Annotated in this window: 11 protein-coding genes; 6 read left to right on the top strand and 5 right to left on the bottom strand. The window is 50.4% G+C overall.

Annotated features, from left to right (window positions below; translation table 11 throughout):
* Positions 1 to 12: 12 nt before the first annotated feature.
* On the top strand, positions 13 to 1,503 hold the full coding sequence (proS, locus tag WKT20_RS00980) for a proline--tRNA ligase (RefSeq protein WP_007560437.1): 1,491 nt from the start codon (positions 13 to 15) through the stop codon (positions 1,501 to 1,503).
* A gap of 76 nt (positions 1,504 to 1,579) precedes the next feature.
* Here proS and aat read toward each other — a convergent pair whose 3' ends face one another.
* Genes aat through WKT20_RS00955 form a run of 5 tightly spaced genes read right to left on the bottom strand, consistent with a single transcriptional unit; the run spans position 1,580 to position 6,291 of the window.
* On the bottom strand, positions 1,580 to 2,221 hold the full coding sequence (aat, locus tag WKT20_RS00975; protein ID WP_340416659.1) for a leucyl/phenylalanyl-tRNA--protein transferase: 642 nt from the start codon (positions 2,219 to 2,221) through the stop codon (positions 1,580 to 1,582).
* A 10-nt stretch (positions 2,222 to 2,231) separates the two neighbouring features.
* Positions 2,232 to 4,448, bottom strand: coding sequence for an AAA family ATPase (locus tag WKT20_RS00970; RefSeq protein ID WP_340416658.1), 2,217 nt, complete (start codon positions 4,446 to 4,448; stop codon positions 2,232 to 2,234).
* Between the two features lie 14 nt (positions 4,449 to 4,462).
* Positions 4,463 to 4,771 carry an ATP-dependent Clp protease adaptor ClpS gene (locus WKT20_RS00965; protein ID WP_007560443.1) on the bottom strand — a complete coding sequence of 103 codons (309 nt, stop codon included), beginning with the start codon at positions 4,769 to 4,771 and terminating at the stop codon, positions 4,463 to 4,465.
* Positions 4,772 to 4,804: 33 nt separating this feature from the next.
* Positions 4,805 to 5,473: a glycine zipper family protein gene (locus WKT20_RS00960; RefSeq protein WP_302462502.1), complete on the bottom strand. Its 669-nt coding sequence runs from the start codon at positions 5,471 to 5,473 to the stop codon at positions 4,805 to 4,807.
* A gap of 23 nt (positions 5,474 to 5,496) precedes the next feature.
* The gene (locus WKT20_RS00955; protein WP_340416657.1) at positions 5,497 to 6,291 is read right to left on the bottom strand and encodes a M48 family metallopeptidase; all 795 of its coding nucleotides are present in this window, start codon (positions 6,289 to 6,291) and stop codon (positions 5,497 to 5,499) included.
* Positions 6,292 to 6,375: 84 nt separating this feature from the next.
* On the opposite strand from WKT20_RS00955, the gene WKT20_RS00950 reads away from it, so the two are divergent.
* The 5 genes from WKT20_RS00950 (at position 6,376) to nrfH (ending at position 15,494) form a co-directional block, all read left to right on the top strand.
* On the top strand, positions 6,376 to 8,820 hold the full coding sequence (locus WKT20_RS00950) for a S9 family peptidase (protein WP_340416656.1): 2,445 nt from the start codon (positions 6,376 to 6,378) through the stop codon (positions 8,818 to 8,820).
* Positions 8,821 to 8,825: 5 nt separating this feature from the next.
* Entirely contained in the window at positions 8,826 to 10,040 is a 1,215-nt protein-coding gene (locus tag WKT20_RS00945) for a metallophosphoesterase family protein (protein ID WP_340416655.1), read from the top strand.
* Between the two features lie 3 nt (positions 10,041 to 10,043).
* Entirely contained in the window at positions 10,044 to 13,478 is a 3,435-nt protein-coding gene (locus tag WKT20_RS00940; RefSeq protein WP_340416654.1) for an SbcC/MukB-like Walker B domain-containing protein, read from the top strand.
* A 245-nt stretch (positions 13,479 to 13,723) separates the two neighbouring features.
* Positions 13,724 to 14,713: a quinone-dependent dihydroorotate dehydrogenase gene (locus WKT20_RS00935; protein ID WP_340416653.1), complete on the top strand. Its 990-nt coding sequence runs from the start codon at positions 13,724 to 13,726 to the stop codon at positions 14,711 to 14,713.
* Positions 14,714 to 14,933: 220 nt separating this feature from the next.
* Positions 14,934 to 15,494, top strand: coding sequence for a cytochrome c nitrite reductase small subunit (nrfH, locus tag WKT20_RS00930; RefSeq protein WP_340416652.1), 561 nt, complete (start codon positions 14,934 to 14,936; stop codon positions 15,492 to 15,494).
* Position 15,495: the final 1 nt, after the last annotated feature.

The following is a 15,495-nucleotide window of genomic DNA, read 5'->3' as shown; positions in this document are numbered from 1 at the left end:
CTATATAAAGTTATGGCAAAAGAATTAAAAGATCTAACCAAGAGAAGTGAAAACTATTCACAATGGTATAATGATTTGGTGGTAAAGGCCGATTTGGCTGAACAGTCTCCTGTGCGTGGCTGTATGGTAATCAAGCCTTACGGATATGCCATCTGGGAAAAAATGCAGCGTATCCTTGACGATATGTTCAAGGCTACAGGACATGTGAATGCGTATTTCCCGTTGCTGATTCCGAAATCTTATTTGAGCCGTGAAGCTGAACACGTAGAAGGCTTCGCTAAGGAATGTGCGGTAGTAACTCACTATCGTTTGAAGAATGCAGAAGATGGTTCGGGTGTGATTGTAGACCCGGCTGCCAAACTGGAAGAAGAACTGATTATTCGTCCAACTTCAGAAACTATTATCTGGAGTACTTATAAAAACTGGATCAACTCATACCGTGACCTGCCTATCTTGTGCAACCAGTGGGCAAACGTAATGCGCTGGGAAATGCGTACTCGTCTGTTCCTGCGTACAGCTGAGTTCTTGTGGCAGGAAGGTCATACAGCTCATGCTACCCGCGAAGAAGCTGAAGCTGAAGCACAGAAGATGTTGCACGTGTATGGCGATTTTGCTGAAAAATACATGGCTGTGCCGGTTATCAAGGGTGTGAAGTCTGCAAACGAACGTTTTGCCGGTGCATTGGATACTTATACTATTGAAGGATTGATGCAGGATGGTAAGGCATTGCAGTGTGGTACCTCTCACTTCCTGGGACAGAACTTTGCCAAGGCATTCAACGTGCAGTTCGTCGACAAGAACAATAAGCTGGATTATGTATGGGCTACTTCATGGGGTGTATCTACCCGTCTGATGGGTGCCTTGATCATGACTCACTCTGACGACAACGGTCTGGTTCTTCCGCCGCATTTGGCTCCGATTCAGGTTGTTATCGTACCTATCTATAAGAATGACGAACAGTTGAAACAGATTGATGCCAAGGTAGAAGGTATCGTCAACAAACTTCGCAGCATGGGTATCTCTGTGAAATACGATAACGCTGATAACAAGCGTCCGGGATTCAAGTTCGCAGACTATGAATTGAAGGGTGTACCTGTACGTCTGGTAATGGGTGGTCGTGACCTGGAAAACAACACGATGGAAATCATGCGTCGTGATACACTGGAAAAAGAAACTCGTTCTTGCGACGGCATCGAAGAATATGTACAGAACCTGTTGGAAGAAATTCAGCAGAACATCTATCAGAAAGCATTGAATTATCGTAACGAACATATCTATAAGGTAGATACTTACGAAGAATTCAAGGAACAGATTGAGAAGGGTGGATTTATCCTGGCTCACTGGGATGGTACTCCGGAAACAGAAGACCGCATTAAGGAAGAAACGAAAGCAACTATCCGCTGTCTGCCTTTCGAAGCAGATGAAGAAAGCCTGACTCCGGGTGTGGATATGCTGACTGGCAAACCTTCTGCACGTCGTGTCTTGTTTGCCCGTGCATACTAATTGGCTATACTTACAGTAATATCATAAAAAAAGTCCGGTTCTCTTGAAAGAGGGAATCGGACTTTTTTGATGGGCTTTATTCTGCTTTCAGGCATTCCATATATTCTTCGTAACTGATGAACCGGCCACCCATTGACTTGAGGTGAGGTGTTTCAAACTGACAGTCGATAAGGGTACCTCCGTGCGCATGGAGCAGTTGGGCCAGTCGTATCAGGGCAAGCTTGGAAGCATTGGGTACAAGCGAGAACATGCTTTCGCCGAAGAAGCATGTGCCCAAAGTTACTCCATACAGGCCTCCGACCAGTTTGTCGCCTTCCCATACTTCTACGCTGGCGGCCAGGTTCTGTTCGTACATTCGGATGTAAGCTTCAATCATTTCCTCTCCCAGCCAGGCTCCTTCCTGTTCGATGCGGAGCTTGGAGCAGTTACGTATCACCTGTTCAAACGCATGGTTGAAGGTTACCTTATACTTATCCTTGTTCATCAGCGTGCGCATGGAATGGGAGATGTGAATCTCTTCCGGAAAGATGACGAAACGCTGCAACGGGCACCACCACTGGATGACTTTCTCGCGGAAGGCATACCAGGGAAAGATACCGTTGGAGTAGGCCAGGATAAGGCGGTCAACGGACAAGTCGCCTCCAATGGCCAGCAGGCCGTCGAGGTCTCCCCAGTGCGGGTCCGGAAAAGCCAGTCTTTTTGTCAGTTGGAAAACCATGGTATCGAAATTATTGGAGAATACTCAGTTGATTGTTTTCGGCTGTTACCGTGATGTTACCTCCCTGCTTCAGTGAGCCAAACAGAATTTCACGCATGAGCAGCGGTTTCAGGTGGGCGGCGATGGCACGGTCCATTTCGCGGGCTCCGTATTCCGGTTTGAAACCCTCTTTCAGCAGCCATTCATGTGCTTCGGGTGTCAGGTGCAGGCAGACGTGACGGCGAGCCAGCTTTTCATCCAGCTGGCGCAACTTCTTGTCGAGCACTTGCGTAGCCATTTCCCGACTCATGTCATGGAATACGACGGAAGCCGACAAACGGTTGAGGAATTCCGGTTTGAAGGTTTTCTTTACCTGGCGAAGCATAGCCTGTCCGGTACTTACTTGGCTGTTGAAACCAATGGAAGCCTGATGTGCATACTGAGCACCGGCGTTGGATGTCATGATAAGGATCAGATGGCGGCAATCCGATTTCCGTCCTTTGTTGTCCGTCAGCACTGCATAATCCATTACTTGCAGAAGGATGTTGAAAATGTCGGGATGAGCCTTTTCGATTTCATCCAGTAGCAGCACACAGTTGGGTGTTTTCCGGATGGCATCTGTCAGTAAGCCACCATCTTCGTATCCGATGTAACCTGCTGGAGAACCGATGAGTTTGGCAATGGTATGCTTTTCCATGTATTCACTCATGTCGAAGCGTACCAGTGAGATACCTAATTCTGAGGCTAATACTTTGGCTACTTCAGTTTTTCCCACTCCCGTAGGACCGACAAACAACAGACTGGCCAGCGGCTTGTTCTCGTCCAGCAATCCGGCTTTGGCCATTTGCACCGCCTCCACTACCTGACGAATGGCTTCGTCTTGTCCGTAAATTTGTCCGGATATGCGTTCGTACAATGCTTCCAGTGAAGCGTTGTCTTCCTCCTTGAGTGCATTAGCATCAATCTTACAAGTACGTGAAAGTACTTCGGTAATCAGTTTTTTGTCCACCGTCTTTGTGCCGTCTGTGGCCGGATGAATTTCGCGGTAAGCACCGGCCTCATCAATCAGGTCGATTGCCTTGTCAGGCAGGAAGCGGTCGCTGATGTAGCGGGCACTGGCCTTTACAGCATACTCAATTACTCCCGGTTCATAGGTTACGTGGTGATACTCCTCATATTTTTCCTTCAATCCTTCTATGATGCGGATAGCCTCATCGATGCTGGGCTCCTGAATGTCGATTTGCTGGAAACGGCGTACCATTCCTTTGCTGCGTGAGAAATAACGGTTGTATTCCTCATAAGTGGTAGAACCGATGAAACGGATGTCTCCCTGTTCCAAGTAAGGTTTCAGCATGTTGGAGGCATCCATCGAGCCATCACCGATTTGTCCGGCTCCGATAAGATTGTGTATCTCGTCAATATAGAGAATGGCTTTCTTTTCTGCGCTGAGGCTTTTCATCACACTTTTCAACCGCTGTTCGAAGTCGCCCCGATATTGTGTACCGGCCAGCATACTACCCAAATCCAGTTCGTAAATGCGGCTTCCTTTCAGGCGTTCGGGTACCTCTCCGGCTTCTATGCGGGCTGCCAGTCCGTAAGCCAAGGCTGTTTTTCCCACTCCTGGTTCACCGATGTGCAGCGGGTTGTTTTTGTCTTTCCGGCACAGCACTTCGATGGTACGTTCCAGTTCCATTTCTCGTCCTATCAGCGGATTGTGATTCTCCAGCTGTTCGTTCAGGCAAATGATGAAATTCTTGGAAATACCATGAGGTTCGTCCGAATCATTCTCATCCAGACTAAGGTCGTCTCCATAAATGACCACCAGTTGGCTGATGAAATCCGGAATCCGTTCCTTCAGGTGTTTTTTCAGGAAGTAGCAAGCCCAGGATTCCGGCAACAGTAGCATGGCTTGTACTACGTGAGAAATGTCCAGCACTTCGGCATTGGATGATTCTACGAAGGCATACGCATTCTGAAACAGCAGGTTTGATTGTACGGAAAACTGTAGTTCATAGTTGGTATCTTCCGGCACCTGTTCCATTTTCTGTGCCAAATATTCGTCCACTTCCTCTTCCATCACCGGGATGTGACAGAAACATTCTTCTACGGCCTCCACAAAAGGGTCCTGGTTAAAGAGTGCGCTGAGAATATGCTCCGGAGTAATGAATTCATGGCGATAACGGAACGCCAGTCCCTGAGCAAACGACAGCGCTTTGTCTACATATACAGATTTTTCGATGTGACTCATTGATTGTTTACTGTTTAATTATCTTCGGGTTCTACGGTCAGTCGCAGAGGAAATCCTTCTTCACGTGCCATCTGGGTGGCTTTCTGTGCTTTGGACTGTGCCACGTCGTAAGAATAGACGCCTGCCGTGGCCGATTGCTGCTGGTGTACTTTCAGCATCAGTGCCTCGGCTTCCTCCTGCGATTTGAAAAACACGATTTTTAGGACCTTCACCACGAAATCCATGGTGGTGAAGTCATCGTTGTGGAGTATCACCTTATAATGTTTGGGTTCGTGCAGCTCCACACGCTTTTTTTCTTTGCATAACGATTGTTCTTTTTCCATTTGTCTACTTTGATATAGCGATTCAGACTCGCATCAACGTGCTGTGTTCAGCGTAAATTCCTTCTGATCGTACATTTGTCCACGGGTATCGGTCACAGCCAGTCGGAAAGTCACAGTACCCGTTTTGATACGTTTTCCAGCAGTGACGGTAGCCGTATACTTTACCCCGTTTCCCGGCAAAATCTGTTCCACCAGAATGGAAGGGGAAATATGCAGATGTTTCATTCCGCTGATTTCTGCCACACTGGGAATCACGTTGTAGGCAATTTCATTTCCTTCATTCATGACTTCGAAGATGATTTTGCTGCTTTCTCCCGAGCTGATGACATGGTCGCGGTCATTATCTATGAAACGGATGTTCCGGATGTATAAAGAAGAGAAGGCAGACTGTGTATAATCCGGCTCGGCGTATACCTGTTCCACGGGATAGTCTGCCCTGTTTTCTTCACGCGATTTAGGAGCCGTCAGCGCACCCCCAATAGCAGCTCCGGCCAGTGTACCGACAATGCTTCCAATGGCGGAACCTCTGTAGCTTCCTCTCCAGCCATGACGGGAGTCGCCTACCAGTCCACCGATGGCACCTCCCAAACTATTTCCGATGGCAGCACCACCTACAATGGCACCGGTACGTTCCGGTTGCGTCGTTCCGCATCCGCTACTTAGTAGGGACACGATTAGAAGTAAAATTGCGACTTTCTTCATGGATGTTTTCTTGATAAAAGTTTTTATTTGCGGTATTTAGCTTTAATGGCTGGCAGCTCTTTCTGGATGTCACTGATACGGCGTGCATCACTGGGGTGCGTACTCATGAACTCGGGAACCTTTCCGCCTGAACTTGCCGACATTTTCTGCCAGAAAGTCACGGCCTTGTCAGGGTTATAGCCCGCCATGGTCATCAGAATCAGTCCCATGTAATCCGCTTCCGTCTCGTGCTTGCGTGAGAAAGGAAGGGTTACTCCGTATTGCGCTCCCACACCGTACACCGTACTGGCGATGGCTTGTACTATCTCGCTCTTTTGTGAGAGACTTTCTCCCAGAAGTTGCGCTCCGTATTGGGCAAGCATTTGCTGGCTGATACGCTCGTTGCTGTGCTTGGCCACGGCATGCGCTACTTCATGTCCCAGTACCACGGCCAGTTCATCGTCCGACGATACGAGTTTCATCAGGCCTTCGTACACCACAATTTTTCCGCCGGGCATACAGAATGCGTTGATTTCGTCACTCTTTACCAGATTGAATTCCCAGGAGAAATCCTTGATTTCAGCCGAAAGTCCGTTGCTGCGCAGGTACCGTTCTGTGGCTGTGGCGATGTTTTTTCCTACTCGTAATACCATGGCTGTCTGGGTGGCATTAGCTGACTTTTGTGCACTTTTGATATAGTCCTTGTATTGGGTCAGGCTGGAAGAAAGTACTTCCTGATCTGAAACCAGTAACAATTGTTTACGTCCGGTGAGCGGTACCGAACTGCATCCTGCCAGCATCAGCAAGGAAAGGACATATACACTTAGTTCTTTTTTCATAACGGTTTCGTTAGTTGTTCTACAAACATAACAAAAAAATGATGATTTTTGATTATGTTTGTGGCAATAAACTATAAAAAAGAGATGAAAAAGGAACTTTTTATAGCATGTTCTCTTTGTGGGACCATGCTGGTGAATGCCGAGAATATAGAGGTCACTTCGTTTAAATACGCAGGACCGTATGAACTGATGCAGCCTTATCAGGTTGACAGTGTGGATGTTAATTCCAAGTCATGGAAAGCGGAGTCGCTGCTGAAGACGCCGGTGTCATTTTCTTTGCTTGAAGGAGCAGAGGTGAAGCAGGCAAACCAGCTGTCTCCGTCGTCAGGCTATGCCTTGCACTTGATGGGCTTTGTACTGGAGAATACACACTATGGAGAGGTGTCATTGAAGGTGGAAGGGGCTGAGCACTATCAGGTGTACGTGGATGGCAAGCATGTGGAAGATGCGTCACTGGCGCTGAATCCGGCTACGCATCAGGTGGTCATCAAGTATCTCTCCATGCCGGGCGAAAAGAACGTTCCGAAGGTGAGCCTGGATGCCAAGCAGGACGGGGTGTTTACTTTGCGTACCGAACAAGGCCGTCTGTTTACACTGGCCGATGTACTGCATGGTACCCGCTTTACGGGCACTGAACTTTCAGCCGATGGGAAATACCTGATTACGTCGTACACTGTCACAAAGGAAGGTGGGGAAACGACCTCGCAGACCAAGGTAAAGGAACTGAAGACCGGAAAAGTAGTCGCTACCCGGGGAGAAACCCTGCACTGGATGCCGCGTTCCGTGAAATATTATTATGTACGTCAGGGGGTATCCGGACGGGAACTGGTGACGGTAGACCCTGTATCCGGTCGTGAGGAAGTGTGGGTGAACCATCTGCCGGAAGGTAACTTTCAGGTAGCGCCTACGGAGGATTATCTGCTGTTTACCCTCGTACAGAAGGGGCCGGAAGAGAAAAAAGAAATCTATGAGTTCATTGACCCGGACGACCGTCAGCCGGGATGGCGCAACCGTACGTACCTGGCCCGTTTTGATGTGAAGACGGGCGTGTGTCAGCCTTTGACTTTCGGCTACAAGAATGTGTGGGCTACGGACATCTCTTCCGACGGACGCTTTATCCTGATGATGGCTTCCAACCACCGTATGGGAAAACGGCCGACCACCTTGTTCTCTGTGTACAAGATGGATGTGCAGACCTCGCAGGTGGAAGAACTGGTGAAAGATGACGGTTTTCTGACCAATGCGCAGTTCTCGCCCGACGGCCGCCAGGTATTGCTGGCCGGTACACCGGAGTGTCTGGGTGGCATCGGCAAGAATGTGAAGGAAGGACAGACCCCGAGCATGATTGACAATCAGCTTTACCTGATGGATTTGCAGAGTAAGCAGATTGAACCGCTGACCCGGACGTTCAATCCGAACGTGATGCAGACGGTATGGTCGGCTGTGGACAATTGTGTGTACTTCACCGCCGAAGACCGTGATTGTATCGCGCTGTTCCGCCTGAATCCGGCAAAGAAATACATTGAGAAGGTGAATGTGCCAGAAGAAATGGTATTGGGATTCTCTGTGGCCGAGAAAGCCTCTTCGTTGTCGTTCTACGGAGAAAGTGCGTCCAACTCTCACCGCTTGTATGTGGTTGATCTGAAGAAGGATGCCTCCAAACTGGAAGAAGATTTGAACGGGGAATTGAAGGATGTGCTGCTGGGTGAATGCAAGGCGTGGGACTTTGTAAACTCCCGTGGGGACACCATTTGCGGACGCTACTACCTGCCGCCTCATTTTGACCCGAACACGAAATATCCGATGATTGTCAACTACTACGGCGGATGCAGTCCCACAAGCCGCAATTTTGCCAGCCGTTACCCACATCATGCGTATGCCGCTTTGGGTTATGTGGTGTATGTGGTAGAACCGAGTGGAGCGACCGGTTTCGGTCAGGAATTCTCTGCCCGCCATGTGAATACGTTCGGTGATTATGTGGCCGACGACATCATCGAAGGAACTCGTAAGTTTGTGGAAGCTCATTCCTTTGTCAACGGTAAGAAAATCGGTTGCATCGGTGCTTCCTATGGTGGCTTCATGACGCAGTACCTCCAGACAAAGACCGACTTGTTTGCGGCAGCTATTTCCCATGCCGGTATCAGCGACCACACCAGCTACTGGGGCGAAGGCTACTGGGGCTATTCTTACAGTGAAGTATCGGCAGCCAATAGTTATCCGTGGAAGAATCCGGAACTCTTTGTCGACCACAGTCCGCTGTTCAATGCCGACAAGATACACACTCCGTTGCTCTTCCTGCATGGAGCGGTAGATACCAATGTGCCAGTGGGCGAAAGTATCCAGATGTTTACGGCCCTGAAACTGCTGGGACGTGAAACGGCACTGGTGGTGGTAGACGGACAAGACCATCACATCAAGGACTATCAGAAACGCATCCAGTGGCAGAACACCATCTTTGCCTGGTTTGCCAAATGGTTGCAGGATGACCCGACTTGGTGGAACACCCTTTATCCTCCTAAAACCTTGTAAAACGGATGAAAATATTACATACCAGTGACTGGCACCTGGGGCAGCAACTGTTTGAATACGACCGCAGCGAGGAACAGCAAGACTTCCTGCGGCAGTTGTGCCACTGGGTAGCTGCAGAACAGCCCGACGCGTTGATCGTGTCGGGCGACGTGTTTCATTATTGCAGTCCTTCGGCAGCCGTCCAGCGGTTGTACACGGATGCGCTGGTGGAATTTCATGAAACCTGTCCCGCTATGCAGATTATCATCACGGCAGGCAATCACGACAGCAGTTCCAAGCTGGAAATCAACCGGAATCTGTGGAAGTATGCTGGAGTCACCGTGGTGGGTTCTATCCGAAGAGACGAAGCCGGCCGGGTAGACTTGGAACGTCATATCGTGGAAGTGAAGAACGGTTGCGGCGAATTGAAAGGCTATGTGATAGCCCTGCCTCATGTGTATCCGCAAAACTTTCCGGCGCTCGATGAAGAAGTTCTGCGTGAGGAGCGGCAATCTCATTTCATCCAAACCTTGCTGAACCGTGTGAAGGAACGGAACCAGAGAAATCTTCCGGTGGTGCTGATGGCCCATCTGGCCCTGACGGGAAGTGACATTACCGGACAGGACGACGGACGCGGCGGCATGGAATACACGGATATCCGTCTGATGGGGGAGGGATACGATTACCTGGCCTTAGGGCATATTCATTTTCCGCAAACTCTGTCCGGCGGACGGGCCCGTTATTGCGGTTCCCCGCTTCCGGTCAGCTTTGACGAGAGTTACGGGCATTCCGTCAGTCTGGTAGAACTGGCTGCACACGGTGCTATGCCCGAAGTGCGTACCTTGCCGGTGCGGAATGCGTGGCCCTTGAAGGTACTGCCTTCGCAGGCCGTGCCGCTGGAAGAGGCATTGGAGGTGTTGCAGGCCATCCCTGATGAGGAAAAAATGTACGTGCAGTTACACGTCCGTATTCAGGACGTACCTCCGGCCTATTGCATGGAACGGGCCTATGAGCTGACCCGTGGCAAGCAGTGCCGTTTCTGCCGCTACAAATGGGAACGGGAAGTAGTGGAAACGCAGAAGGAGATTACAGAGCTGGACGTAGACCGTTTGCAGACTTTTTCTCCGTCGCAGGTAGCAGCCATCTATTATCAGGACAAGTTTCAGCGGGACATCGCTTCGGAAATGCTCGACATGCTGGAGGAAGCCGTGAAACGGGTACGAAGTCAAGAGGAGGAATAGTACATGAAATTACAGAAACTGATTATTGAAAATATAGCCTCCATCGAGAAGGCGTGCATTGATTTTGAGCACGGACCGCTGGGCGAGGATTCCATCTTCCTGATTTGCGGACCGACGGGAGCCGGAAAGTCGACGTTGCTTGATGCGGTGTGTCTGGCACTCTATAACACCACTCCGCGCTTGAAGCAGGCGGCCAATGAACGCTACCTGGACGAGAGCGACAGCTTTTCCGGTACGGGTGAGGTGAGCATTGACGATTCACGCATGCTGATGCGGCGTGACAGTGTGTCGGCACAAGTGGAACTGTGGTTTACGGATGCGGCAGGAGATGCCTTGCGGGCCGTGTGGAGCGTGGCAAGAGCACGCAACAAGGCCGGAGGGAAAATCCAGAAAGTGGTCTGGACACTTTCTTTGCAGGACGGTACTCCGCTCACGAATAAGTCGACCGAAACACGTACGGAGATAGAGCGGCGTATCGGTCTCACCTTTGAGCAGTTCTGCCGGACTACGCTGCTGGCACAGGGAGAGTTTACCAAGTTTCTGAAAAGCAAGGAGGAGGAAAAATCAAATATCCTGGAGAAACTGACGGGCACGGAAATCTATTCGTGCATCAGTCGGGAAATCTACGTGATGAAGACCGAAAAGGAGGCGGAGTTGCAGGAACTGAAGGCGCAGACAGGCGGCATTGTGTTGTTGACTGACGAGGAACTGGCCGCGCTTCAGGCGGAACAGCGCCAGGTGACAGAAGAGACTGCCACGCTCCGCACACAGTTGAAGCAGGAGCAGGACCTTCGGAAATGGATGACTGACGAGCAGAAGTTGGTACATGATCTGGAGGAGACTGGAAAGGCGCTTCAGGCACTGACGGAACGGGTGGAATCGGAAGATTACAAGCGTAATAAGTCGTTGCTGGATGACTGGGACCGTACGGCTGATGTGCGTTTTCAATGGACGGAACAGGTAGCCTTGCAGCAGCGTATCCGTACGTCGGAAAAAGAACTGGAACAACTGAAAGAGAAGTACCGTTCGCTGAGTGCCAGCCTGGGGCAACTGGAGCGTATGCAGGTGCAGTGCCGGGAACAGTGGGCGGCGTGTGAGACGTATCTTTCCAGTGTGCAGGAAAAGGTGCCGGTGTACGAATCGTTGCAATCGCTTTCGGCTTTATCCGATCAGATTCAGCGCGCGCTCCAGCAGTCGGAAGATTACCGGAAAGAAAAGGCACACAAGGCCGCAATCCATCAGAAAACGCTGGAAGTCCGCCAGGGAACTACGGCATCGTATGAACAGGCCCAAAAGGTAGCGGAAGAAAAGCAGCAGGAGGTGGCAGCGTGCCGCACGCAGTTAGAGGATTTGCAAGTGGAGGAACTCCGGCAGAAGAAGCAGGAAGCAGATGCCCGGCTGGACGGATGGAAGAAATTGCGGGAGGTACTTTCTGTCCGTGCAGAAAAGGAACAGGCCTGGCTGGATGTGCAGAAGAACCGGAAAACCTTGCAGGACGATTGCCGGCAGCAGCAACAGACGGTAGCGCAACTGAAAGCGCAGGCTGAGGTCTGTCGTAAGGAAAAGGAAGAAGTGCAGCAGGTGTACGACAAGCAGCGGATGTCGTGCGAGGACTGGGCACGCGAAGCCCGCGCACGTCTGTCAAAAGGCGATGTGTGTCCGGTTTGTGGCAAGGAGGTAGGTGATGACTTGAAGAGCGAGGCTCATTTTGTGTCGTTGCTGGAACCGGTCCGTGCGTTGCTGGAAGAAAAGGCACGTCGGGCGGAGGAAGTCTTGACCGCACTGGCACGGGCGGAAGCAGAGGTTCGCTCCCTGATGCGGCTGGAAGAAATGGAGGCGAAGAAGGAGACTATTGCAAAAGAAGCTTATTCTCTGGCGGAAAAGACCGTGACAGATATGCCGCTTTATGCCACCGTGAAAGAAGCGGACGAGGTCGTATCTCAGGTAGAGCAAGCCTTGTCGGCGCAGCAAGAAGTATGCGACCGGCTGGAAGCGCAGTGGAAACAGGCCGAGGAAGGACAGCAACGCCTGAATCGCTTAACGAAGGAACGGGAGGAACTGGCCACTGTCAGCGAGCAATGGCATCGGAAAGTAGAAGAAGCCGACAAAGCTGTGTCCCGCCTGGAAACCGAGCTGCGTATGCTGGAAGAGGCACTTTCGCGTGAGGCACTGACCGTTTCCCAGTGTATGGAGAAAGGGGAGACCTTGATTGTCTTTACGCCTTGGCAAGAAGCTTGGAAGACCGACCGGGAGAACTTCATTACTGCCTTGAAGAAGGAAACCGACCGGTATGTGGAACAGCAGACAAGGAGAGAGCAACTCTCGCACAGGGTAGAGTCGCTGGCTTCCCAAGTGGAGCAGGTGCAGTCCGTCCGTCAGGCTATCTTGTCGGAACTTCCGGCCTGGGAGCAGGAGACGGCAGAGACGATACCCGACGGGCCGTGTCCAGAAGGGCTTTCGGGACAATGGAACGCGCTGAACACTTCCGTGCTTTCTGTCTGCCATGCCATAAAGACATCGCAAAAGTTGAGGGAGGAAAAAAGAGCCGGAGTGGAAGCTTTTCTTGTCGGTCATCCTGAGATTTCCCGTGAGTATTTGGAGAAACTGGCCGGACTGGAAGTGGAAAAGGTGAACATGGCGCGCCGTACCTTGCAGAAACTGGACAACGACCTGACGAGCCGCCGGGCAGAAATGGAACGGGGCGGTCGGGAACTGGCGCAGCATCGGGCACAGCGTCCGTCGGAAACCGAAGGGATGACGCTGGCAGCCGTAGAGGAAACCATTTCCCGACTGGAAGAACAGCAGACCGGGAAGTTGGCTCGTTTGGGAGCCATTGCGCAGATGCTGGCACATCACGAAGAGTGCCTGCGACGTATCCGGAAGGTGAAGGAACAGATAGAAGTGAAGCAAAAGGAGGTGGACAACTGGGCGGGAGTGGCTGCCTTGTTCGGCAGTGCCGACGGTAAGAAGTTCCGTAACATTGCCCAAAGCTACGTGCTTCGCCAGTTGCTGGCCGGTGCCAATCATTACTTGAGCCGGCTGACCGACCGTTACCGTATGGAGTGTCCGCCGGGTGGACTTACCATTCTGTTGCGCGATGAATACCAGGGCGGGGTGAAACGTCCCACGTCCACCATTTCAGGTGGAGAGAGCTTTCTGGTGTCACTGGCTTTGGCATTGGGATTGTCTTCGCTTAACCGGAAGAGTCTTTCGGTGGATGTGCTGTTTATCGATGAAGGTTTCGGCACGCTGGACAGTGACTACCTGAACACGGTGATGGAAGCCCTTGAGAAGTTGCACCAGATAGGAGGCAAGAAGGTAGGCATCATCAGTCACGTGGAAGCCCTGCGTGAACGCATTGCCACCCAGATTCATGTGGAGCGGGTAAACCATACACTAAGCCGGGTGGAGGTTGTCAATACGATGGGAAATATGTAAATTTGTGGATTTTGTAAATATTTGATTATTAGTAGATTAAAATTTTGACAAAAAACGCCTTTGCGTTTGAACTAAAACGCAAGGACATTTCAGATGAAACGCAAGTACGTTTGAAGTAAAACGCACTTGCGTTTTGTTTCAAACGTACTTACGTTTTTTCAGGTAATAGGGGATAACTTTTTTTTATGACAAAAATCCAGATAGATGTCGTACTTTTGTGTCACGAAACTAAAAACATTATGATTATGTACAAATCTATTCTTCGTCCCTGGTTGTTCCGTATGGATGCCGAGAAAATTCACGGTCAGATTGTTGCTTTACTTCATGTTTATCGTCATTTTCCACCGGTGAAATGTCTTCTTCGTGCATTTTATCGTCCGAAGGCAACTCCGTTTCAATGGCGGAACCTGACTTTTGCCAATCGGGTGGGACTGTCGGCCGGATTCGACAAAGAGGCGAATTGCTTTGACGAGCTGAGTGATTTGGGTTTTGGTTTTCTGGAAGTGGGAACCGTTACTCCGGAAAAAGTAGCAGGAAATCCTTTCCCCCGAATCTTCCGTTTGCCGGAGGATCATGCGCTGGTTTCACGCACGGGCTTCAATAATCCCGGAAAAGAGGTTGTCCTGAAAAATCTGCAACGGAAACGGGAAGGGAAATACATTCTGGGAGTGAATATCAATACCAATACTCCGACCGATGCGGAGCGGGCCGTGACAGACATTACAGATTTGTACGAGACTTTCAGTTCGTATGCGGATTATTATACGATAAACTGGGGCAGCATGACGCCTGAAATTCTGGCTGACGTGCTGACGGCACTCGAGGGCTACAAGCAGCGTTTCCACAGACCGGTCTTCCTGAAGTTGCCTGCCGATGTGCCGGTGGAGAAACTGGATGCGGTGATTGAATTTGCAAAGGTGCATCATATTGACGGCTTCATTGCTACGGGACCTACACAGGACCGTTCGCTTCTGATTCATTCCGCACAGACTGAAGTGGAACGGGTAGGAGCCGGAGGCATCAGCGGACTTCCGGTCATTCACAAGTCTTTGGAGGTGATGAAGCATTTGTCGGCACATGCTCCCAAGGATATGTTGCTGATTGGTGCGGGAGGTGTGATGACACCGTTTGAGGCAAAGGCAATGCGGAATGCGGGAGCTCACCTCGTACAGGTGTATTCCGCTTTCATCTATGAAGGTCCTGGTGTGGTAAAGCGTATTGCCGAGAAAATATGAGCAGTGGCGTACATGTTGTATAAATGACGGTAGCCGACCTGTAAGATATAATCTTATGGGTCGGTTTTAATTTTATAGGGAGGTTTCAGGGTTGTCTTCAAGTTCTTTGTGATTTTTGGGTAGGAATCGCATGTTATATGTCTGCAAAATTGGGCTGGGTGTCATATTTATTACACCTGAATTTGAAATAATATCTTTTTTTTGCAAAAAAGTATATTATATGATGCTATCCAAACGACAAAAAATGATAACGGCTCTCATTGCAGGAGTGGTGGCAGGCGGTGGACTGTACTTCCTTTACCTCTTGAGAGCACATACGTATCTCACCGACGAGCCTTCGGCTTGTGTGAATTGCCACATCATGTCACCTTATTATGCCACTTGGATGCACAGCTCTCATTCGCGAAATGCGACGTGTAACGACTGCCATGTGCCACATGAGAATTTTGTGAAGAAGTGGACGTTCAAAGGGATGGACGGCATGAAGCACGTGGCTGCTTTTCTAACCAGTTCGGAGCCTCAGGTCATTCAGGCACATCCGGCCGGTTCACAGGTCATCATGAACAATTGTATCCGCTGTCATGAACAGTTGAATACGGAACTGGTAAAGACCGGCCGCATAGACTATATGATGTCGGAAGTGGGAAAGGGAAAAGCCTGCTGGGATTGCCACCGCGATGTGCCCCATGGAGGAAAGAACAGTCTGTCGTCCACACCGGCGGCCATTGTGCCACTGCCGGATTCACCAGTTCCGGAATGGTTGAGAAAGATGAAAGAATAAT

It is taken from the genome of Phocaeicola sp. ICN-14070 (assembly GCF_037892625.1).
Classification (GTDB): Bacteria; Bacteroidota; Bacteroidia; order Bacteroidales; family Bacteroidaceae; genus Phocaeicola; species Phocaeicola plebeius.
Note: the sequence above shows the minus strand (reverse complement) of the source record. Positions and strands in the feature narration are given on the sequence as shown.